The organism is Mesorhizobium abyssinicae (genome assembly GCF_049887195.1).
Taxonomy (GTDB): Bacteria; Pseudomonadota; Alphaproteobacteria; order Rhizobiales; family Rhizobiaceae; genus Mesorhizobium; species Mesorhizobium abyssinicae.
In genome coordinates this window covers 609,514-631,224 of sequence record NZ_JARAKC010000001.1, presented here as the reverse complement: position 1 = coordinate 631,224, position 21,711 = coordinate 609,514, and the positions used below count along the sequence as shown (strand labels likewise).

The following is a 21,711-nucleotide window of genomic DNA, read 5'->3' as shown; positions in this document are numbered from 1 at the left end:
TGCAGCGCTTCAGGCGAGCAGTTGCCCGAGGCGATCGATCTCTTCCGTCGCGGTGGCGAAGCTGGCGACGAAACGGTAGATCGCCTCTTTGTCGCCGAGATGGCCGTCAAATCCCTGCGGCACGCCCCATTCGTAGAATTTGGCGCCGGCCGCCTGCAGCCTTTCGGCGGTAGCGTGGTCGAGGATGGCGAAAACCTCGTTGGCTTGCGGCAGCCATGCCAACCTGCCCGTCGGCGCGTCCTCAATCGTCTCGGCCAAATGCGCGGCCATGGCATTGGCATGGCCTGCCATCCGCAGCCAGAGGTCATCCGTGAGATAGGCTTCGAACTGGGCCGAGATGAAGCGGGCCTTGGAGAAGGTCTGGCCGGCGCGCTGGCGAAGCAGGCGCAGGTCCTTGCCGACTTCCGGATTGAAGATCACGACAGCGTCGGCCATCCAGCAGCCGTTCTTGGTGGCGCCGAAGGAGATGATGTCGACGCCGCTCTTCCAGGTCATCTCGGCCGGCGTGACACCGGTCGCGGCGATGGCGTTGGCGAAACGGGCACCGTCCATGTGGAGCGGCAGGCCGTGGCGACGGCTGACCTCGGCGATCGCCTTGACGTCGTCGACGGCGTAGACCGTGCCGACTTCGGTCGCCTGGGTGATGGTCACGGCCATCGGCTGGCCGCCGGGCGCAAGGTCCCGCGAATAGCGCTGGATGGCCTTGTCCAGCGCCTGCGGGTTAATGCGACCCAGAGGCCCGGGCACCGGCATCACGCGCGCGCCGCCCGTGTAGAAACCCATCGCGCCGAATTCATCGACATTCACGTGTGCTTCGGAATGGCAAAGCGCGATGCCGCCGATACGGTTCAACGCCGCCATCGACAACGCGTTCGCCGCCGTGCCGGTGGCGACGAAGAACACCTGAACGTCGCGCTCGAAGATCTCGTTGAAGCGGCGGTAGACGGCGCGGTCCAGGTCTCCGTCGCCATAGGCGGTGGCGACGCCGGCGGCGTGCCGCGAAAGGTTGGCAGAGATGTCGGGATGGACGCCCGCCCAGTTGTCGGATGCAAAGAACATCGAGAGGTCCGTAGCTGATTTGCAGAAGCCGGCGCGACTTGACCGTTTTGGTCTTGCAAGTGCAAGGGGCCAACTGCCGGGAAAGCGGTGATGCCAGCCGAAGCTGAGATCGGCGGACGACTGAACCTTGCGTTGCGCCTCCATCTCACGAAATTTTGTGTCGCATCCCGGCCAAGATTTTTGTGAATCGGTCTTGTGCGGGCGTCTGATTTCTGCCATAAAAAATTTAGGACAGTAGTGCTGTCTTATTTTGTCGCGCAAAACAGGCCGGACTGGCGTATCATATGGGCCATTCCGGCCGTTGCCGCGCGCGACGGGTAGACGGCTCGGCTCTGGCCTGTACGATACCGGATACGACCCAGGCGGCCAGCCGCATGGTTCGGCAAGGATTTCGCAAGACGTGCAGCAAGGATGAAGGGGAAGCAACGCGCTTCCCGAGGCAAACCAGCGCCCGAAGGGCTGGGAACGGAGGATAGAACGATGACGGAATTGACGCCATCTGCGATCAACGGCCAGGCCGCGCAGACGAAAGCGGCAACCGTCAAAAATACCTCCCTGACCAATGCCGGGCGCGCCTCCAACGGTTTCGCCGCCCAGGGCCTTTACGATCCGCGCAATGAGCACGACGCCTGCGGCGTCGGCTTCATCGTCAACATGAAGGGCGTGAAGTCGAACCAGATCGTCAAGGACGGTCTGGCGATGCTGGAGAACCTCACGCATCGCGGCGCCGTCGGCGCCGATCCGCTGGTCGGCGACGGCGCCGGCGTTCTGGTGCAGCTTCCCGACAGCTTCTTCCGCCAGGAGATGGCAGCCAAGGGCATCGACCTGCCGCCGGCGGGCCAATACGGCGTCGGACACTGGTTCATGCCGCAGGACGCGGCGCTGCGCGCCCATATCGAGGACATCATCACCGAATCGGCGCAGTCCGAGGGGCTGCCGCTGATCGGCTTTCGTGACGTTCCGGTCGACAATTCGTCTTTGTCGAAGGCTCCGGACATCGCGGCATCCGAGCCGTTCCACCGGCAGGTCTTCATCGGCCGCACGGCCGACATCCCCGACGACGAAGAATACGAGGCCAGGCTCTATCTGCTGCGCAAGGTCATATCCGGCCGCATCTATGCCGAGAACGACAACAAGGATATCGGCGCCTATTGCGTGTCGCTGTCGGCGCGCACCATCGTCTACAAGGGCATGTTCCTGGCCTACCAGGTCGGCGCCTACTACAGGGATCTCAGCGATCCGCGCTTCGAAACGGCGCTGATCCTGGTCCACCAGCGCTTCTCGACCAACACCTTCCCGTCGTGGAAGCTGGCGCACCCGTACCGCATGGTCGCGCACAACGGCGAGATCAACACCGTGCGCGGCAACAACAACTGGATGGCGGCGCGCCAGGCCTCGGTCGATTCCGAGCTGTTCGGCAACAACATCTCGAAGCTGTGGCCGATCTCCTATGAGGGCCAGTCGGATACGGCGTGCTTCGACAACGCGCTCGAATTCCTGTTCCAGGGCGGCTACAGCCTGAGCCACGCCATGATGATGCTGATCCCGGAAGCCTGGGCCGGCAACAAGCTCATGGATCAAGACCGCAAGGCCTTCTACGAATACCATGCGGCGCTGATGGAGCCGTGGGACGGCCCGGCGGCGGTCGTCTTCACCGACGGACGCCAGATCGGCGCCACGCTCGACCGCAACGGCCTGCGCCCGGCGCGCTATATCGTCACCGATGACGACCGGGTCATCATGGCCTCCGAGGCCGGCGTGCTACCGGTGCCGGAGGAGAAGATCGTCCAGAAGTGGCGGCTGCAGCCCGGCCGCATGCTGCTGATCGACCTGGAGAAGGGCCGCATCATCTCCGACGAGGAGATCAAGTCGGAGATCGCGACCAGGCACCCCTACAAGAATTGGCTCGCCAACACACAGCTCATCCTGGAAGATTTGAAGCCGGTCGAGCCGCGCGCTTTGCGCAAGGACGTCAGCCTGCTCGATCGGCAGCAGGCGTTCGGCTACAGCCAGGAAGACACCAAGCTGTTGATGTCGCCGATGGCCACCACCGGCCAGGAAGCGGTCGGCTCGATGGGCACCGACACGCCGATCTCGGCGATGTCGGACAAGTCGAAGCTGCTCTACACCTATTTCAAGCAGAACTTCGCACAGGTCACCAATCCGCCGATCGACCCGATCCGCGAGGAGCTGGTGATGAGCCTGGTGTCGTTCATCGGGCCGCGGCCGAACATCTTCGACCTGGTCGGCAATTCGCGCCGCAAGCGGCTCGAGGTGCGCCAGCCGATCCTGACCAATGGCGATCTGGAGAAGATCCGCTCCATCGGCCACACCGAGGATCGTTTCGACACCAAGACGATCGACATCACCTATGGCTCGAACGAAGGCGCTGCGGGCATGCAAGGCGCCATCGACCGGCTCTGCGAGCGCGCCGAGGCGGCGGTTGCCGGCGGATACAACATCATCATCCTGTCCGACCGCCAGCTCGGGCCGGACCGCATCGCCATCCCGGCGCTGCTGGCGACGGCCGCGGTGCACCACCATCTGATCCGCAAGGGCTTGCGCACCTCGGTTGGCCTGGTGGTCGAATCCGGCGAGCCACGCGAGGTGCATCATTTCTGCTGCCTCGCCGGCTACGGCGCGGAAGCAATCAACCCCTATCTCGCCTTCGACACGCTGCTCGACATGCACAAGCGCGGCGAGCTGCCGGAGGAGGTCGACGCCTACGAAGTGGTCTCGCGCTACATCAAGTCGATCGGCAAGGGTATCCTCAAGGTGATGTCCAAGATGGGCATCTCGACCTATCAGTCCTATTGCGGCGCGCAGATCTTCGACGCCATCGGCCTGAAGTCGGACTTCGTCGAGAAGTACTTCACCGGCACCGCGACGCTGATCGAGGGCGTCGGGCTGGACGAGATCGCGGCCGAGACGCTCAGCCGCCACACCGACGGCTTCGGCAACGATCCGGTGCTGCGCAACGGCCTCGAGGTCGGCGGCGAGTACATGTACCGCATGCGCGGCGAGGCGCATATGTGGTCGCCGGACGCGGTCGCCACGTTGCAGCACGCCGTGCGCCAGGGCTCGTGGGACACGTTCAAGGACTATTCGGCGCAGATCGACAGCGAGACGGCCCGCGCCCAGACCATTCGCGGCCTGTTCAAGATCAGGCTCGCCGAAGAGACCGGCCGCAACAAGGTCGCGCTCGACGAGGTCATGCCGGCGGCAGAGATCGTCAAGCGCTTCTCGACCGGCGCGATGTCGTTCGGCTCGATCTCCAGGGAAGCGCACACGACGCTGGCGCGCGCCATGAACGCCATCGGCGGCAAGTCGAACACCGGCGAGGGCGGCGAAGAGTCGGACCGCTATCTGCCGCTGCCCGGCGGCGGCAAGAATCCCGAGCGCTCGGCGATCAAGCAGGTCGCGTCAGGGCGGTTCGGCGTGACGGCGGAATATCTCGTCAACTCGGACGTCATGCAGATCAAGGTCGCGCAGGGCGCCAAGCCCGGCGAGGGCGGACAGCTGCCCGGACACAAGGTCGACGCGACCATCGCCAAGGTCAGGCATTCGACGCCCGGCGTCGGCCTGATCTCGCCGCCGCCGCATCACGACATCTATTCGATCGAGGATCTGGCGCAGCTCATCTACGACCTGAAGAACGTCAACCCGGCGGCCGACGTCTCGGTCAAGCTGGTGTCGGAGGTCGGCGTCGGCACGGTCGCGGCCGGCGTTGCCAAGGCGCGCGCCGACCACATCACCATCTCGGGCTATGACGGCGGCACCGGCGCTTCGCCGCTGACCTCGCTCAAGCATGCCGGCAGCCCGTGGGAAATGGGCCTCGCCGAGACGCATCAGACGCTGGTGCTCAACGGCCTGAGGTCGCGCGTGGCGCTGCAGGTCGACGGCGGCCTGCGCACCGGGCGCGACGTCATTATCGGCGCGCTCCTCGGCGCCGACGAGTTCGGCTTCTCGACCGCGCCGCTGATCGCGGCCGGCTGCATCATGATGCGCAAGTGCCACTTGAACACCTGCCCGGTCGGCGTGGCGACGCAGGACCCGGTGCTGCGCAAGCGCTTCAAGGGCACGCCCGAGCACGTCATCAACTTCTTCTTCTATGTGGCGGAAGAGGTGCGCGCGCTGCTCGCCAAAATGGGCTTCACCCATCTCGACCAGATCATCGGCGACACCGATCTTCTGGAGAAGCGCGACGTGATCCGGCACTGGAAGGCGCGCGGGCTCGATTTCGGCAAGATGTTCTTCAAGCCGGACGCGCCGCACGAGGCGGTGCACTGGACCGAGCGCCAGAAGCACCCGATCGACGACGTGCTCGACCGCAAGCTGATCGAGCTGGCCAAGCCGGCGCTGGAAGCCAAGCAGGCCGTGTCCATCGAGCTGCCGATCCGCAACGTCGATCGTTCGGCGGGCGCGATGCTGTCGGGCGAAGTGGCCAAGCGCTTCAAGCACAAGGGCCTGCGCGAGGACACGATCCAGGTGAAGCTTACCGGCACCGCCGGCCAGTCCTTCGGCGCCTTCCTGGCGCGGGGCGTCTCGTTCGAGCTGGTCGGCGCCGGCAACGACTATGTCGGCAAGGGCCTGTCGGGCGGCCGTATCGTCATCCGCCCGCCGGAAGAGGCCAAGATCGTCGCGGCTGACTCCATCATCGTCGGCAATACGGTGCTTTACGGCGCGACCGAGGGCGAAGCCTATTTCGCCGGCGTCGCCGGCGAGCGCTTCGCGGTGCGCAATTCGGGCGTCGCGGCAGTCGTCGAAGGCGTCGGCGACCATGGCTGCGAATACATGACCGGCGGCATCGTCGTCGTGCTCGGCAAAACGGGGCGCAACTTCGCTGCCGGCATGTCGGGCGGCGTCGCCTATGTGCTGGACGAGAAGGGCGATTTCGCCGAGCGCTGCAACATGGCGATGGTCGAGCTGGAGCCGGTCCCCGAGGAAGACGACCTCATGGAGAAGCTGCTGCATCACGGCGGCGATCTCGACCACAAGGGTCGCGTCGACGTCTCCGGCGACATGACCAGCCATGACGAGGAGCGGCTCTATCAGCTGATCTCGAACCACGTGCATTTCACGGGCTCGGTGCGCGGCCGCGAGATCCTCGACAACTGGACGGCGTTCCGGCCGAAATTCCGGAAAATCATGCCGGTCGAGTATCGCCGCGCGCTGATCGAGATGGAACGCATGCGCATGAGCGTGGCGGCCGAATAAGCATTGGAAGGGCCGGAGAGATGGATCTCCGGCTGCCATCCTCACCAACAATCCTGACCCCGGACTGCGGTTGCCATGGCGGCCTTATGGGGTTAACGGGTGCGCCGACAAGTGCGTGCCTTCGGACAGCAGGGACTGGACTATGGGCAAGGTAACAGGGTTTCTTGAGATCGACCGGCAGGTGCACAAGTACCAGCCGGCCTCCGACCGCATCCGGCATTTCCGCGAATTCACCTTGCCGATGTCGGACAAGGAGGTCGAGAAGCAGGCCGCGCGCTGCATGGATTGCGGCATTCCGTTCTGCCACGGGCCGACCGGCTGCCCGATCCACAACCAGATCCCCGACTGGAACGACCTCGTCTACAATGGCGACTGGGACAATGCGATCCGCAACCTGCATTCGACCAACAACTTCCCGGAATTCACCGGCCGCATCTGCCCGGCGCCGTGCGAGGAAGCTTGCACGCTGAACCTCGAGGACATTCCGGTCGCCATCAAGACCGTCGAGCAGGCGATCGCCGACAAGGCCTACGAGACCGGCCATATACGGCCCTATCCGCCGGAGAAGAAGACCGGCAAGCGCGTCGCCGTCATCGGTTCCGGCCCGGCCGGCATGGCGGCGGCCCAGCAGCTCGGCCGCGCCGGCCATGACGTGCATGTCTATGAGCGCGAGAGCCGTCCGGGCGGGCTGATGCGTTACGGCATCCCGGACTTCAAGATCGAGAAGCACTATATCGACCGCCGCATCGAGCAGATGCAGGGCGAGGGCGTGACCTTCCATTGCGGCGTCAATGTCGGCGTCGACAAGCCTGTGGCCGAACTGCTCGCCGAACATGACGCGGTGCTCTATTGCGGCGGCTCGGAAATGCCGCGCGCCGCCAACATCCCGGGCGACGACCTCGGCGGCGTGCATGACGCCATGCCCTATCTGGTGCAGCAGAACCGCCGTGTCGGTGGCGAGCCGATCCAGTCCGTGGCGTGGCCCTCGCATCCGATCATAGCCAGCGGCCAGCATGTCGTCGTCGTCGGTGGCGGCGACACCGCGTCCGACTGCGTCGGCACCGCCTTCCGCCAGGGCGCGGTGCGCGTCACCCAGCTCGACATCCGCCCGCAGCCGCCGGAGAAGGAAGACAAGCTCGCCGTCTGGCCCTACTGGGCGACCAAGATGCGCACCTCGTCCTCGCAGGCCGAGGGCGCCGAGCGCGAGTTCCAGGTGGCAACGCTTGAATTCATCGGCGAGGACGGCCAGCTGACCGGCGTCCGCTGCTGCGAGGTCGACGAGAAGCGCAAGCCGATCGCCGGCACCGAATTCGTCATCCGCGCCGATCTCGCCTTCATCGCCATCGGCTTTGCCGGGCCGGCCGCCACCGGCGTGGCGAGCGAGCTGGATGGGCAGATGAGGATCGTCACCGACAGCCGCCGCTCGAAGAATGTCGAGGCCAATGACCGCGACTACAAGACCAGCGTCGACAGGCTCTACGCGGCGGGCGACGTGCGCCGTGGCCAGTCGCTGGTAGTGTGGGCGATTCGCGAGGGCCGCCAGGCGGCGCGCTCGATCGACGAGGCGCTGATGGGATCGAGCGTGCTGCCTCGTTAAGGGTTGATAGCCGTCGTCGTATCCGGTGTCGCGGCTGACGTTGTGGGCTGGCTTTTCGGCGGCCAGGAGAAATCGTCGGCGCGGCCGGGCGAGGCGGCGGGCGCCTTGCCCTCGATGACGAGTTTCTCGCCAGGTAAATTCGGATTCGCCTTGGCGGGCGCCGCCGCGCCGAGAAGCTCGGAGCCGCCGTCCAGCGCCGGATCGCCGAGCAGCATCGGCACGGTGCGGTCGATCACGATCGGGGCGGCATTGGGCGCCGGCGCTTCGACCGGGGCGCCCGCCGGCGCGGAGACTGTCGTCACGCTTCCGGGCGCCGCCAGTCCGAGGATCTTGGCCAGCGGCTTTTCGGTGTAGAAGGCAAGCTTGCGCTTGCCGGCCTTGGAGACATTGATGCCGTCGTCCGAGCGCAGCCGCACCGCCTGGCCGTTGATGTCGGGGCCGGTGGTGACGAAAGCGCCGTTCTCGTCGACGAAACCGTCCCAGACATCGACGAACTCGCCGCCATGCTTTTCGGCGGCCGAGCGGTAGATGTCGTTGAAGGCCAGCATGTCGGAAGTCATCTTCGGCAACCGGAAGGCCGGCATGCCGACCCACAGGAACGGCACCTTGGCTTCCGCGATGGCCTTGCCGAGCGCATCGGTGCGGCGCTCATATTCCTTGGTCCAGTTCTCGGATCGCGGCTGTTCGCGCACGTCGCCGACCTTCATCTGCTGGCGGTCGTTGGAGCCGAGCATGACGACGACGACCGATGGTTTCTCGGTCTCGATCAGCGTTTTGATCTGTTCTGGCCAGTTGTAGAAATCATCGCGCACGAAGCCGGAAGAACCGTTGCTGCGCACCGCGATCCTGACGCCGGCGTTTTCGGCGAAGGCGGTGTCCAGGCCCTCGCCGAGACCGCTCGCCATGAAATCGCCGACCACCAGCACGGCGCGGGCATCCGGCGTCTTCTCGACGATCGGCGTCTGTGGCTCTGCCGGCAGGCGCGGCTTGGATTTCCTGGTCTTTGCCTTCGGCCTTGCCTTCTGGATGTCGAGCGGCGGCTCGAAGCGCTCGCTGCGGCGCGGGAACAGCAAGTCACGCAGCGACCAGCCGCGGCTCTGCTCCTCCTGCGCCATGGCGGGCGTGTGGAAGGCGCTGGCCGCAGCCACCGCCAGGACGGCGAGGGCCAGGATCAGGATCGGCGTGCGGCGAACGATCGCCAGTATGCGCCCAGCCGAAACCAATCACTTCCTCCGTCCCTGAGGCGTTCCTATTTCTTGCGGAGCCATTTGAGCACTTCCATGCTCGGATAGCCATCCTGGGTCAAGCCGGCCTTCGCCTGGAAGGCCATGATGGCGGCCTTCGATCCCTCGCCGATCTTGCCGTCGAACTTGCCGTCATAATAGCCGTGTTCGGAAAGCCGCTGCTGCAGTTCCTGCCGCTCCTCGAAGCTCAGCTTGGTGAAGGGCCGTTTCCAGTCCTGAACCAGGCCGCTGCCACCAGCGATCTCGTCGGCAAGAAGGCCGACGGCGAGCGCGTATTTGTCGGCGTTGTTGTAGGCCTTGATGACCGAGAAGTTCTTGATCATCAGGAAGGCCGGCCCGCCGCGGCCGTCGGGCACTTTCAGCGTCGCCTTGTCGGAGCCGTTCTTGAACGGCTTGCCGTTGGCCCTGACGACGCCAAGCGCCTGCCATTGCGCCAGCGTCTTCGAGCCGGCGGGAAGCTTGCCGGCCGGCAGGACGACCTCGTAGCCCCAGGTCTTGCCGGCCTGCCAACCGTTCTTCCTCAGCAGATTGGCGGCCGTCGCCAGCGCATCGGGGATCGAGTTCCAGATGTCGCGCTTGCCGTTGCCGTCCATGTCGATGGCATAATGCTGGTAGCTGGTCGGTATGAACTGGGTGTGGCCCATGGCGCCGGCCCACGAGCCGCTGAGATGGCTTTCGTCGATGTCGCCGCTCTGCAGGATCTTCAGCGCCGCGATCAGCTGGGTGCGGGCGAATTTCGAACGCCGCGGGTCGGCATAGCCAAGCGTCGCCAGCGAGCGGATGACATTGCGCATGATGTCGTTGCGCTTGAGGATCTCGCCATAGTTCGATTCCATCGACCAGATGGCGAGCAGGATGTTGCGGTCGACGCCGAACCGCGCCTCGATCCTGTCCAGCCACGGCTTCCATTTCCTGGCCATCTGCTGGCCGACGGCGACCGACTGGTCGTGCACGCGGTTGTCGAAATAGTCCCAGGCGGGTGCCGTGAACTCGGGCTGGGTGCGGGCCTTTTCCAGCACGACCGGATCGACATCGGTGATGTTCCTGAAGGCCTGGTCGTAGATCGCACCGGAGACGCCGCTCTGCACCGCCGTGGCGCGGAAGCTGGCAACCCATTGCCGGAATCCGGCATCGGCGAAAGCAGGTCCCGCGGGCATCAGCAGGGCAAGCGACAGGCTGGCCGCCGTCACGACGCTTGCAAGGCGCTTTGCGGTGCTGCGAACGGACATCTGTTCCTCCTTTTTCGTATCAGGAAGATCATTCATCGCCGAACCCGGTTAGTATTTAGTTTACCATAGGTGGGGGCGGGAACGAAAAGACGCGACGATGCTTTACGCACTGCAAGTTTTGTAAACTCGGCGTTCCTTACATCTCGATTCCGGCGCGAAAATGTCTCAGAACGGGATTGCGGAGCGCGTAATCAAGCGGATAATTGGCAGCATGAAGAGAGTTCGCAAAGCAGTCTTCCCGGTCGCTGGTCTCGGTACGCGGTTCCTTCCCGCCACCAAGGCAATTCCCAAGGAAATGCTGACCGTCGTCGACCGACCGGTCATCCAGTATGTGGTCGACGAGGCGCGCGACGCCGGCATCGAGCATTTCATCTTCGTCACCGGCCGCAACAAGGCGGTCATCGAAGACCATTTCGACGTCCAGTTCGAGCTCTACGACACGCTTGCCCAGCGCGGCAAGGACGACCAGCTCGCCCGCCTGCAGCGGCTGCAGCCGGCGCCGGGCCAGACCAGCTTCACCCGCCAGCAGGTGCCGATGGGGCTCGGCCATGCCGTCTGGTGCGCCCGCGAACTGGTCGGTGACGAGCCCTTCGCGCTGCTGTTGCCCGACATGATCATGCAGTCGGAAAAGAGCTGCATGAAGGACATGGTCGAGCTTTATGCCGAGACCGGCAACAACATCATCGCGGTGCAGGAATGCGATCCGGCCGAGGCGCATAAATACGGCATTGTCGGCCGCGGCGAGGATACCCATCATGGCTTCCGCATCACCGGCATGGTCGAGAAGCCGAAGGCAGGCACCGCGCCCTCGAACCTGTTCATCAACGGCCGCTATATCCTGCAGCCGGAGATCTTCGGCATCCTCGAAGGCCAGGAGCGCGGCGCCGGCAACGAGATCCAGCTCACCGACGCGATGCTGAAGCTGGAGAAGCAGCAGCCCTTCTACGGCTACCACTACCAGGGCCGCACCTTCGACTGCGGCTCTCCGGAAGGCTTTGTCGAGGCCAATGTCGCCTTCGCTTTGTGGCGCAGAGACATGAATGAGAGCATGGCCGGCGTCATCCGCACGCTGCTCGACGAGATGCAGCCGTCCGAGCGGCGCGGCGCGGCGCTCTAGAGGAATTCCAGGAAAAGTGCGAGCGGTTCTCCGTCCCGAACTGCGTCAAACAAAGGGATAGAGCGGTTCGCCGTTTCTTTGAAACGGTGAGACGCTCCAGGCGCCGGCCTCCTCAGCGCTGCACCTTCAGTCCCAGGAAGATGCTGTTGGCGACATAGTCGCGGCCGGCCAGGTTGCTGTTCAGCTTCTCGGTCCTGACCCTTGTGGTGAGACCGGCATAGCGGTTCAGCCACCATGTCAGGCCGGCCTCGGCGCTCAGGATCAGGTCATGGCCGTCGGAGCCGGTATAGTCGCGCCAGTCGAGGCCAAGCGCGGAATTCGCCGTCAGATTGGCGCGGACCTGGCGTTCGCCGGTAAGCCTGCCCGAGTAGAGCACATCGCCACTTTCCCCGGCCGTGGTGGTGCTCTCGATGGTGGTCCTGCCTGTGAGCCCGACGATGGTGCCGCGCTCGGGCGACCATTTGAGATCGGCGTTGACGTAGGGCCCCGCATTGGCCGGCAGGCGGTCGTCGTCGATCGCTTCGCGCAGCCAGCCGACGGAGAATTCGCCCGACAGTTTGTCGTCCATGTCGAGTTCGAGGCCGGCGCGCGCCCCGAGCCTGGTCGAGGAACGTTCGTACAAGTTGCTGTCGAGGCGCAGATCATAGACCCGTCGCCCTGCCTCCACCTCGACAAAAGGCGTTATGGCCGGCGAAACCTGATAGCCGGTGCGCAAGGTCGCGGAATAGAGCGTGGAGTCGCGGTCCTTCTGCGACAGTGTGGTGCCGTCCGAAAGATCGGCGTCGCCATAGAAGTCATGCGTGATCGCGCCGGTCAGCGCGTAGCGCATCTTGCCGACGTCCTTCTCGATGCCGAGGCTGCCGTCCACGGTCTGCCGCAGCGGCTGCGAAGTGACGCCGGCGATGGCGTCCGGCGAGGAGGCCGATTCCGGCACCGCTTCGTAGCCGAGCTTGGCGATGGCGCGCAGCTCGTTGTCGAGGTCGACGTTGAGCTGGCCTTCGATGCGGCCTTGCGCGTCGTTGATCTTCTGGCCGGAAACCGTGTTGCGGAAAATGCCGTAGCCGTCGATCGTGGCCGAGTTCTCGCGCCAGTCGGAGGTCGCGGAAAAACGCAGCGCCGTCTCCGACAGCACCGCCGACGTGCCGCCGCTGCTGGCATCGGCATTGGACGTCGCGGTGAAGCCCTGCTCCAGCGTCGGCCGAAAGACGAAGGTGCCGACCTTGATGCCGGTGGCGGCGAAGGGGTCGTCCTCGGGCTTGATCTTCTGGCCTTCGATCGAGGCGGTGCGCTCGGCGCCGGGGTCAAGCTTCTGCCTGTCGACGCTGTCGATGGTGACCGCGCGACGGTTGGCGCCGTCCTGGTCCTCTCCGGCGGTGCCAGTGTCTGCGGTGGTGGCCCCGGTCGCCGTTGGGTCGGTCTTGGTCTTCTTCTTGTCGGCGGCCTTTGTCTTTTTCTTCCCGGCGGTGTCGTTGTCCGCCTTCTTGTCCGCATCGTCGGCGCGCTGTTTGGCGGTCGAGGTCCGACGTGGCTTGGGCGGAGAAGGGTTGTCGACGAACGGATCGTCGGTAGCGGCAGGCTGGTCGAAGATGCTGTCGTTCGCGGCCGTTCCATCGGTCTCGTCAGGCACTGCGCCGGGGCTAGCCGGCGAATAGGGGTCGGCCGGAGCGTCGGCGGTCGCGGTCGCCGGCCCGTTCAGATCCTGAGCGCGAGCCCTGCTCATCTGCCTGACCTTGCGCTGCTGGTCCGACAGGATCGCCGATTCCGAAACCTCGCCGCGCAACTCGGTTTCTTGGGCATGGAGCGGCATCGGCCGCAGCAAAGCGAGGACGCTCGCCGCCAGCAGCAGCGTGCTGACGGCCTTGCCCGTTCGACCTCTTTTCGTTTCAGGCTGGGCCCCGGTCATCGTCACCACTGCTTGCGCGGCGCAGGCGCGCCATACTTACCGAACCGTAAATGGGGATGGTTAACGGAGGGTTGAGGCGGGCGGTTCTCTCGCGCATTCGGTGTCCCGCATGTCGAAGCCAAAATGGTGCTTCAGCCGAGGGCCGCCATCGACCGCAGGTGGCATTTCTGTTGGACAGGCGGGCGGCAAAGCGCTAAGCGCATCAGCCATGCATGCAGGGTCCCCAGAAAAGAAGCGCCCGGACAGGCAGGCTTCGATCGATTCGGCGCTGAGAACCGTGGCGACGGAGCAGGCCGGCATGGTTGCATTTGCCGCCGCGCTCGAGAACGGGCTGGCCGAGCCATTCGCGCGCGCCGTCGAGCTGATTTCGGGCATCGAGGGCCGCGTCATCGTCACCGGCGTTGGCAAGAGCGGCCATATTGGCTCCAAGATCGCCGCAACGCTGGCCTCGACCGGTACGCCCGCCTTCTTCGTCCATCCGGCGGAAGCCAATCACGGCGATCTCGGCATGATCGCCAAAGACGATGCCATCATCGCCATGTCATGGTCTGGCGAAAGCAAGGAGCTGATGGGCATCGTCGCCTATTCCAAGCGTTTCTCGATCCCGCTGATCGCCATCACGTCCGGCGAGACCTCGGCACTGGCGCGCGCCGCCGACGTGGTGCTGCTGCTGCCGCCCGCGCCGGAGGCCTGTCCGCACGGCCTGGCACCGACGACATCGGCGCTGCTGCAACTGGTCATGGGCGACGCGCTGGCCATTGCGTTGCTCGAGGCGCGGGGCTTCACGCCCGACCATTTCCGCACCTTCCATCCAGGCGGACAGCTCGGCGCCAATCTCACGCAACTGCGCGAGATCATGCATGTCGGCGAGCGTCTGCCGCTGGTGCCGTCGGGCACCGGCATGCGCGAGGCGATCATCGAACTCTCGCGCAAGGGCTTCGGCTGCGTGGCGATCAGCGGCGCCGATGGGGCGCTGATCGGCATCATCACCGACGGCGATATCCGCCGCCATATCGCCAACGACCTTCTGGCGATGAGCGTCGATCAGGTGATGACCAGGAAACCAAAGACGGCGACGCCGGACACGCTGGTGGCGACGGCGCTGCAGACCATCAACACCTCCGCCATCACCAGCCTGATGGTGGTCGAGGACGGACGTCCTGTGGGGCTCGTCCACCTGCATGATCTGCTGCGGATCGGGGCGGCCTGAAAAAGGCGCGTCACGCTCGGGAAGCCCTACGCGACACGCCCTGATTTTCTGTTTCGAAAGCGCTGCGCGCTTTCGGGCGATCAGACAGCTTCGACAGTCAGTTCCAGGTCGGTATCGGCCGAACTGACGACGCGCACTTGCGTGCCGGCCGGCAGGTCGGGACCCGACACGCGCCACAGCGTGTCGCCGAGCTTGATGCGGCCGCGGCCGTCCTTGATCGGTTCGGCAAGGGTGGCCATCTTGCCGACCTGCTGCGCGCCGCGCCGGTTGAGCAGCGGCTGGTCGGTCGCGTCATGACGGCCGCCAACCAGCTTCTTGCCGGCGAAGGCCGAGACCAGCGACAGTGCCAGGAAGGCAAGGACCTGAACTTCCCAGGTCCAGAAGCTTGCGTCCCAGATGAGCAGCGAAATCAGGCCGATCACCAATGCGGCGATGCCGATCCACAGCATGAAGATGCCGGGTGCTATGACCTCCATCACCAGGAGGACGAGGCCCAGTACCATCCAGTTCCACGGACCAAGTTCGGAAATGATGCGGTCGAACATGGGAGCAGCCTCCTATGATCTCAGTTGTCGCCGGACTTGACGACCGGCGGGCGCGAACCCTGCCGCGTCGCGGCAGCCGGTCCGCCATCTTTGAAGACTTCCTTGGCGATCTCGCCAATGCCGCCCAGCGTGCCGATCAGCGACGAAGCCTCAAGCGGCATCAGCACGATCTTGCTGTTGGTGGCCGAACCAATCCTGGTCAGCGCTTCGGTGTATTTCTGAGCGATGAAGTAGTTGAGCGCCTGGACGTCGCCCTTGGAGATCGCCTCCGAAACCACTTGCGTCGCCTTGGCTTCGGCCTCGGCCGAGCGCTCGCGCGCCTCGGCGTCGCGGAAGGCGGCTTCCCTGCGGCCTTCGGCCTCGAGGATCTGCGATTGCTTCAGGCCTTCGGCGGCGAGGATCTGGGCGCGCTTGTTGCGCTCGGCCGTCATCTGCCGGCCCATCGATTCGATCAGGTTGGCCGGTGGATTGATGTCCTTGATCTCGACACGGGTGATCTTGATGCCCCAGGGGTGCGCGGCCTCGTCGACGACGCGCAGCAGGCGTTCGTTGATGGCATCGCGGTTGGACAGCAATTCGTCGAGGTCCATCGAACCCATGACAGTACGGATGTTGGTCATCGTCAGGTTGAGAATTGCGTTCTGCAGGCCGGAGACCTGGTAGGCCGCTTGCGCCGCATTGAGGATCTGGAAGAAGGCGATGCCGTCGACACCCACAATGGCGTTGTCGCGGGTGATGATTTCCTGGCTCGGAACGTCGAGCACCTGCTCCATCATGTTCATCTTGGCGCCGATGCGGTCGACGAACGGCACGATGAGGTTGAGGCCTGGGCTCAGTGTTTTGGTGTAACGGCCAAAGCGTTCCACCGTATAATTATAACCTTGCGGGATTGTCCTGATGCCTTTGATAAGAAGCACCAACACCAGAAAGGCAAGTGCACCAATCGCAATACCGAAACCACTGAAGTCCATTTGAATCTCCCTCAGATGCCGGCCATGGCGTTGAGACCATGCAGCCGACTTCACCAAACACTTAGGTGTGTTTCAATAGTGTTACAATCAGGTGATCGCTCATTATTAGTGGATGGAAGAGCGCGACAGGGGCGATCGATCGCCTCAACGCAGTGGGCTCACACCCAGCCCGACAGCTCGCGCCGCGCCAGCGCCTCGATCACCGCCATGCCTTCGGCGCTGTCGTTGAGGCAAGGGATATGGGCGAAGTTCTCGCCTCCGGCATGATGGAAGGTCTCGGCCGCCTCGCGGCCGATCTCGTCCAGCGTCTCGATGCAGTCGACGGAAAAGCCGGGATTGACGATGGCGATCGATTTGACGCCGTCCTTGGCGAGCTTCTCGACCGTCACGTCGGTGTAGGGCTGCAGCCACTCCTGCGCGCCGAAGCGCGACTGGAAGGTGGTGATCAGCTTCTTCTCGTCCCAGCCGAGCTTCTGGCGCAGCAGCCTCGTCGTCTCCAGGCAATGGGCCTGATAAGGGTCGCCCTTGTCGGAATAGGGTTTTGGGATGCCGTGGTAGGAAGTGATGACCACCTCCGGCGCGAAGTCGAGGCTGGCCAGATGGCGTTCCATCGAGCGGGCAAGCGCCTCGATGTAGACAGGCTCGTCATAGTAGGGCGGCACGCTGCGGATCGCCGGCGCGCGCCTGATCTTCATCAGCGCGCGAAACAGCTGGTCGTTGGCGGTCGCCGTGGTCGTCGCCGAATATTGCGGATAGAGCGGAAAGGAAAGAATGCGGTCGCAGCCCTGCTCGACCAGTTTTTGGGCCACGCTCGCGGTCGATGGATTGCCGTAGCGCATCGCCCAGTCGACGACGACATCGGGCAGGTCACCAAACGCTTGGGTAAGCTTCTCGGCCTGGGCGCGGGTAAAGGTGCGCAGCGGCGACTCGTTCTTCTCCCGGTTCCAGATCCTGGCGTAGTTGGCGCCCGACTTCTTCGGACGGGTGGTCAGGACGAGCCCGTAGAGGATCGGGTACCAGATCGCCTTGTTGAGCTCGATGACGCGCGGATCGGAGAGGAACTCCCTGAGATAGCGCCACATCGGCTTGAAGTCGGTGCCGTCGGGCGTGCCGAGATTGATCAGCATCACGCCGACCTTGCCCGCCTTGGCCGGCGCGGGACCAGCCAGCAGCGCGCCTGCGGCCTGCGCGGCTTTGGGATCGATCGGGCTGGTCAACGTCATCAAGGGGTCTCCGGGCATCGCGAAACCAGCGATGGCGGGGCGAAATTAGCGATACGCCGTCGGTTTTCAATGCCGCGTCTGGCCGCACCTTAATACGCGTGCCGGAAAGCAGAAACCCGCCCGGTTGCCCGGACGGGTTCGTCGATTTGCCGCGGCAGGAGTTATTTGGCGGCGGGCGGGATGGCCAGCGTCCCGCCGATCGGCAGCCGGTGCGCCTCGAAACCCTTGTTGGCGCCGGAGATCAGCTTCCACTTGGTGCCATCGCCATAGGCCTTCTTGGCCAGATCCCAGAAGGTGTCGCCGGCGACGATGACGTGGCTGGCCTCGGCTGGCGCTGCCTCGGCCGGCTTTGCCGGTTCCGCTGCCTGTGCCGGCGCAGCTTCGGCGGGCTTGGCCGGTTCGGCCGCGGGAGCAGGGGCCGGCGCCGCCGCAGGAGCCGCCTCAGCCGGCTTGGCCGGTTCTGCTGGAGCTGGCGTTGCCGGTGCAGCCTCGGCCGGCTTCGCCGGTTCGGCGGCGGGCGCCGCCGCGACGGTCGCCGCGATCTCGGTAATGCGGCCGTCGAGCTTGGGTGTATACGGCCGGTGCGCGCCGAGATAGTCGGCGACCACCTGCTCCAGGCCCGGGCCGTAATCATAGGCGTTCTTGGCCTTCTCGGCGAAGACCTTGTAGCCGTCGCCGCCTTGGCGGACATAGTTGTTGGTGGCGACCATATAGTCCTTGTCGGGATTGATCGGCGCCCAGGCGCCGCCTTCCATCACCTCGACCGACTTGACGCGTCCGGCGTTGGGCGCGACCGATTTGTCGAAGGAATATTTCAGACCGGCGACCTGCGGGAAGCGCCCGGCGCCGTCCTCGATCTGGCTGAGGCCGCTTTCCAGCCCGGCGACGAGGTCCTTGCCCGAGATCTGGAAGGTCGCCAGCGTGTTCTGGAAGGGCAGCACGGTCAACACCTCGCCCATGGTGACGGTGCCCTGGTCGATCGAGGCGCGCAGGCCGCCGCCATTCGAGATCACGATCTCGACGCCCTGGCCCTTGACGCGGTCGAGAATGGCGTCGGAGACGAGGTTGCCCATCTCGCATTCGCGGGCGCGGCAGTTGTCGCGGCTGCCGTCGATCGGCTTGGTGGTCTCGGCCACTTCCTTGTTCTTCAATTCCTCGATCGGCGCGCCGAGCTCCTTGATGCGGGCGAGCACGGCCGGATCGGGCGTGATCGACTTGTCGAGAAAGATCGGGTCGCCGCTCGCTTCCTTGACGACGCCGTTGTCGTCGAACACGACCTTGAACTCGCCGAGATATTTGGAATAGGAGGCCGCCTGCACCACCGGCACCTTGGAGCCGTCGGGGTTGTCGACCATCGTCGGGTAGGGGCCGGCCGCCTTCGGATCGGTGTTGGACAGAAGCGTGTGGCTGTGGCCGCCGACCACGACATCGATGCCCGGGATCTTGGCGATGACATCGCGCTCGCGGTTGTAGCCGATATGGGTGACGGCGATGATCTTGTTGACGCCTTGCGCCTTCAGTTTCTCGACCTCGGCCGTGATCGACTTGACGTCGTCCTCGATGGCGATGTTCGGGCCGGGCGAGGCGAGTTCCGGCGTGTCGTTGGTCACCGCGCCGACAATGCCGATCTTCTGGCCGCCGACCTCAAGCACGATCGATGGCTTGATCTTGCCGGCGGCGCCGGACTTGTCGTTGGCCACGACATTGGCGCTGACGACCGGGAACTTCGCCTTGTCGAGGTAGGGCACAAGTGCTGTCTCGCCGTCGTCGAATTCATGGTTGCCGAGCGTCACCGCATCCGGCTTGATCTGGTTGAGGAATTCCTCCTCCGCGGCACCCTTGTAGGTGATGTAGAACAGCGAGCCCTGGAAGCTGTCGCCCGCATTGAGCAGCAGCACGTTCTGACCCTCGAGCTTCTTGCGCTCCTGAGCGATCGCGGTGACCAGCCGGCCGGCACCGCCGATGCATTCGCCCTTTGTCTCCTCCTCGGCGGAGCACGTCGACTCGTATTTGTTGTTGCCTTCGATGCGGCTGTGCCAATCGTTGAAATGCAGGATGTTCAATGTGTAGTCGGCAAAAGATGCTCCGGCCGACAGGCCAAGCGCTGACGCGGACAGGGCTGCAATAGCGGCAAATTTCTTCATCTTCCTCTCCCGGATGAACCTCATCAGAGGTGTCTAGCGCCATCGCTTGACTGCAGCACGACAGCCAGCTTCGAGGCATGTTCACATCGCGTTTCGGTCGATGCAAGGGGAAATCAGGGCGAGGTTGCCGGCACAAAAAAGACGGCGGCTCGCGCCGCCGTCCGCTATCAGGATCGATGTCTTGCCGGCTTAGACGCGACGCGTGAGCACGAAGTTCTGCCCGCTGGCGCTGGTGCAGTTGAGCTGGCTGGTGGAGATCATCAGGCAGTTGAAGCTGACCGGCGTCTGGCGGATCAGCGAGGTGCCGTGGATCTCGACCGAGGTCGCGCCCGTCATGGTGTAGCTGCCTTCGGCGAGCTTCTGGCCGGTATCGGTGGCGACGGTGGTGAAGGCGCCGGCGGTGAAGCTCGACAGACCGGTGCCCTTGGCGTCGATCCAGGAGCCTTCGACGCCTTTCGGTCCGGCCGACATCGGCGGCTCGGAAGGGCCGACGGTGGAGCAGGCGGAAGCGGCCAGCAGGCTTGCCGCCGCGCCCGCCGAAAGCAATTTGCGTGCAATGGTCATGATCAAAATCCTCTCCTCTCGCGTCGGCCCGAAGTCGGTTCGAAGCACGGCGCGGACATTCATAGTGCTAGAGCGTACTCTCCAAACGGACGCACGTCGCTCAGGCCGCGCCCCTTCAATCGCCCGATTTCCGGGCGATTGCAAGGCAATCGGATAGGCTGACGGCGCCGCTATCGCACCAGGATGTTGCGGAATTGCCACGGGTCGTTCTTGTCGAGATCCTCGGGGAAAAGACCCGGACGGTGATCGAGCGGCGTCCAGTCGGTGTAGTAGCCCTTGACCGGTCCGAGATAGGGCGATTGCACTTCAAGACAGCGCCTGTAGTCCATCTCGTCCGCCTCGACGATGCCGGCTTCGGGGTTTTCCAGCGCCCAGACCATGCCGGCCAACACCGCCGAGGTGACCTGCAGGCCGGTGGCGTTCTGGTAGGGGGCGAGCTTGCGGGCCTCGCCGAGCGACAGCTGCGAGCCATACCAATAGGCATTCCTGTCATGGCCGTAGAGCAGCACGCCGAGCTCGTCGATGCCGTCGACCAGCTCGTTCTCGTCAAGCACGTGATGGACAGGCTGCGCCTTGCCGGCAGCGCCGAACATCTCATGCAGCGACAGCACCGCGTCGTTGCAAGGGTGATAGGCATAGTGACAGGTCGGGCGATAGTGGACCTTGCCCTTCTTGCCGCGCAAGGTGAAGAAGTCGGAGATCGAGATCGCCTCGTTGTGCGTCACCAGGAAGCCGTATTGCGCGCCGGGCGTCGGGCACCACGAGCGCACGCGCGTATTGGCGCCGGGCTGCTCCAGATAGATCGCCGCCTGCGAGCCGTGCTTGTGCTTTTTGGCGTTCTTCGGCATCCAGGTCTCATGCGTGCCCCAGCCGAGCTCGGCCGGTTGCAGACCCTCCGAGACGAAGCCTTCGACCGACCAGGTGTTCCAGAAGACGTCCATCGGCTTCGGCTTCTTGGTACGCTGGGTGTCGCGCTCGGCGATGTGGATGCCCTTGACGCCGGCCTTCTTCATCAGCTTCGCCCAGCCTTCGTGATCATTCTGCGCCGGCTCGGCGAACTCCAGGCCGAGATCGGTGGCGAGGTTGACCAGCGCCTGCTTGACGAACCACGAGACCATGCCCGGATTGGCGCCGCAGCAGGAGATCGCCGTGGTGCCGCCGGGGTTGCTGGCGATTTCCTCGCGCACGCTCTCGCGCAGCGCGTAGTTGGTGCGCGCGGCATTGTCGGCCTTGTCGTCGAAATAGAAGCCGAGCCAGGGCTCGACCACCGTGTCGACATAGAGCACGCCGAGCTTGCGGCAGAGCTTCATCAGTTCGAGCGAGGAGGTGTCGACCGACAGGTTGACGCAGAAACCCTGGCCGCCGCCATTGGTCAGAAGCGGCGTCAGCAGCTTCTTGTAGTTCTTCTTGGTCACCGCATCCTGCACGAAGGTGATGCCGCGCTCGTCGAGGAGCTTGCGGTCGGTGTCGCGCGGGTCGATGACCGTCATGCGCGACTTGTCGAACTTGAAATGACGTTCGATCAGCGGCAGCGTTCCCCGTCCGATCGAGCCGAAGCCGATCATCACGACGGGACCGGTGATTTCACCGTAAACGGGCCAGTTTTCATTCGCCATTTTTTCAGACACTCCTTCAAACATAGGGAAAAGCAGGGCAATTGCGCCGGACGGTCAAGCGCTACACCACAG

14 protein-coding genes are annotated in these 21,711 nt (G+C 64.5%); 4 read left to right on the top strand and 10 right to left on the bottom strand.

The annotated features are described in order from the left end of the window. Nucleotides 1-9 precede the first annotated feature (9 nt). Complete coding sequence (locus PU724_RS02875) at nt 10-1,059, bottom strand: threonine aldolase family protein (protein ID WP_292173646.1); 1,050 nt, start codon at nt 1,057-1,059, stop codon at nt 10-12. A gap of 480 nt (nt 1,060-1,539) precedes the next feature. On the opposite strand from PU724_RS02875, the gene gltB reads away from it, so the two are divergent. Together gltB and PU724_RS02865 are read left to right on the top strand one after the other, a co-directional pair. After that, nucleotides 1,540-6,276, top strand: a complete 4,737-nt coding sequence (gene gltB / locus PU724_RS02870) for a glutamate synthase large subunit (protein ID WP_354419567.1) — start codon at nt 1,540-1,542, stop codon at nt 6,274-6,276. Nucleotides 6,277-6,418: 142 nt separating this feature from the next. Next, nucleotides 6,419-7,873 (top strand): glutamate synthase subunit beta, encoded by a 1,455-nt coding sequence (locus tag PU724_RS02865; RefSeq protein ID WP_127286653.1) that lies wholly within the window; start codon nt 6,419-6,421, stop codon nt 7,871-7,873. On the opposite strand, the gene PU724_RS02860 is transcribed toward PU724_RS02865, so the two are convergent. Together PU724_RS02860 and PU724_RS02855 are read right to left on the bottom strand one after the other, a co-directional pair. Further along, the gene (locus tag PU724_RS02860; RefSeq protein WP_127310097.1) at nt 7,870-9,096 is read right to left on the bottom strand and encodes an SGNH/GDSL hydrolase family protein; all 1,227 of its coding nucleotides are present in this window, start codon (nt 9,094-9,096) and stop codon (nt 7,870-7,872) included. The genes PU724_RS02865 and PU724_RS02860 overlap by 4 nt on opposite strands. A 26-nt stretch (nt 9,097-9,122) precedes the next feature. Further along, a complete protein-coding gene (locus PU724_RS02855) occupies nt 9,123-10,346 on the bottom strand; it encodes a lytic murein transglycosylase (RefSeq protein ID WP_127287155.1) in 1,224 nt (407 codons plus the stop codon). A 202-nt stretch (nt 10,347-10,548) separates the two neighbouring features. Here PU724_RS02855 and galU point away from each other — a divergent pair, with 202 nt between their 5' ends. Continuing rightward, nucleotides 10,549-11,463 carry a UTP--glucose-1-phosphate uridylyltransferase GalU gene (galU, locus tag PU724_RS02850; RefSeq protein ID WP_189340465.1) on the top strand — a complete coding sequence of 305 codons (915 nt, stop codon included), beginning with the start codon at nt 10,549-10,551 and terminating at the stop codon, nt 11,461-11,463. A 112-nt stretch (nt 11,464-11,575) separates the two neighbouring features. Here galU and PU724_RS02845 read toward each other — a convergent pair whose 3' ends face one another. Continuing rightward, entirely contained in the window at nt 11,576-13,366 is a 1,791-nt protein-coding gene (locus tag PU724_RS02845; protein ID WP_354419564.1) for an outer membrane beta-barrel protein, read from the bottom strand. A 208-nt stretch (nt 13,367-13,574) separates the two neighbouring features. Between PU724_RS02845 and PU724_RS02840 the strand changes: the two genes are divergently transcribed. After that, nucleotides 13,575-14,576, top strand: a complete 1,002-nt coding sequence (locus tag PU724_RS02840) for a KpsF/GutQ family sugar-phosphate isomerase (protein ID WP_135907953.1) — start codon at nt 13,575-13,577, stop codon at nt 14,574-14,576. 80 nt (nt 14,577-14,656) lie between these two features. On the opposite strand, the gene PU724_RS02835 is transcribed toward PU724_RS02840, so the two are convergent. The 6 genes from PU724_RS02835 to PU724_RS02810 all read right to left on the bottom strand — a co-directional run bounded on the left by PU724_RS02835 (nt 14,657) and on the right by PU724_RS02810 (nt 21,639). Further along, entirely contained in the window at nt 14,657-15,121 is a 465-nt protein-coding gene (locus PU724_RS02835; protein ID WP_127284907.1) for an NfeD family protein, read from the bottom strand. Nucleotides 15,122-15,141: 20 nt separating this feature from the next. Beyond that, complete coding sequence (locus PU724_RS02830; protein ID WP_127284908.1) at nt 15,142-16,092, bottom strand: SPFH domain-containing protein; 951 nt, start codon at nt 16,090-16,092, stop codon at nt 15,142-15,144. A 158-nt stretch (nt 16,093-16,250) separates the two neighbouring features. After that, nucleotides 16,251-17,315 (bottom strand): ferrochelatase, encoded by a 1,065-nt coding sequence (gene hemH / locus PU724_RS02825; RefSeq protein WP_127311676.1) that lies wholly within the window; start codon nt 17,313-17,315, stop codon nt 16,251-16,253. 161 nt (nt 17,316-17,476) lie between these two features. Beyond that, on the bottom strand, nt 17,477-19,459 hold the full coding sequence (locus tag PU724_RS02820) for a bifunctional metallophosphatase/5'-nucleotidase (RefSeq protein WP_127311677.1): 1,983 nt from the start codon (nt 19,457-19,459) through the stop codon (nt 17,477-17,479). Between the two features lie 189 nt (nt 19,460-19,648). Further along, complete coding sequence (gene omp10, locus PU724_RS02815) at nt 19,649-20,023, bottom strand: outer membrane lipoprotein Omp10 (RefSeq protein WP_127284911.1); 375 nt, start codon at nt 20,021-20,023, stop codon at nt 19,649-19,651. Nucleotides 20,024-20,193: 170 nt separating this feature from the next. Then, complete coding sequence (locus PU724_RS02810; RefSeq protein WP_354419559.1) at nt 20,194-21,639, bottom strand: homospermidine synthase; 1,446 nt, start codon at nt 21,637-21,639, stop codon at nt 20,194-20,196. Nucleotides 21,640-21,711 lie beyond the last annotated feature (72 nt).